At 65.7% G+C, this 539-nt stretch carries 1 protein-coding gene and 1 pseudogene; both read left to right on the top strand.

Going from position 1 to position 539, the window contains the following annotated elements; genetic code table 11:
• A pseudogene (locus AC1DSC_RS32670) lies at nt 1–375 on the top strand (NAD(P)(+) transhydrogenase (Re/Si-specific) subunit alpha); the annotation flags it as partial.
• A gap of 39 nt (nt 376–414) precedes the next feature.
• On the top strand, nt 415–539 hold a 125-nt coding region (locus AC1DSC_RS32665), incomplete at its 3' end, for a proton-translocating transhydrogenase family protein (protein WP_478132099.1).

Genomic DNA, 539 nt, shown 5'->3' with positions numbered 1-539 from the left:
GCCGACATCGTCATCAGCACCGCGCTCATTCCCGGACGCGCCGCGCCCACGCTCATCACCGAGGACATGGTCAAGGCCATGAAGCCCGGCTCGGTGATCGTCGACATCGCGGCCGGCAAGGGCGCGGACGGCATCGGCGGCAACTGCCCCCTCTCGGAAGCCGACAAGACGGTGATCAAGCACGGCGTGACCATCGTCGGCGAAACCAACCTGCCGGCGCTGGTGGCGGCCGACGCATCGGCGCTCTATGCGCGCAACGTGCTCGACTTCCTCAAGCTCATCGTCACCAAGGAGGGCGGCCTGAAGATCGACCTCGAGGACGACATCGTCGCCGCCTGCCGCGTCGCGCAGGACGGCCAGGTCACGAAGAAATAAGCCAAGCCGCCCCCGGCACCCACGCGAGGAGAAGAAATCATGGATCCCGTTTCCCATACCGTCATCAACCTCATCATCTTCGTGCTGGCCATCTACGTGGGCTACCACGTGGTGTGGACCGTCACGCCCGCGCTGCACACGCCGCTGATGGCCGTGACCAACGC

This window comes from Variovorax sp. 01N425 (genome assembly GCF_056399465.1).
This window is presented reverse-complemented; position numbering and strand designations above follow the sequence as displayed.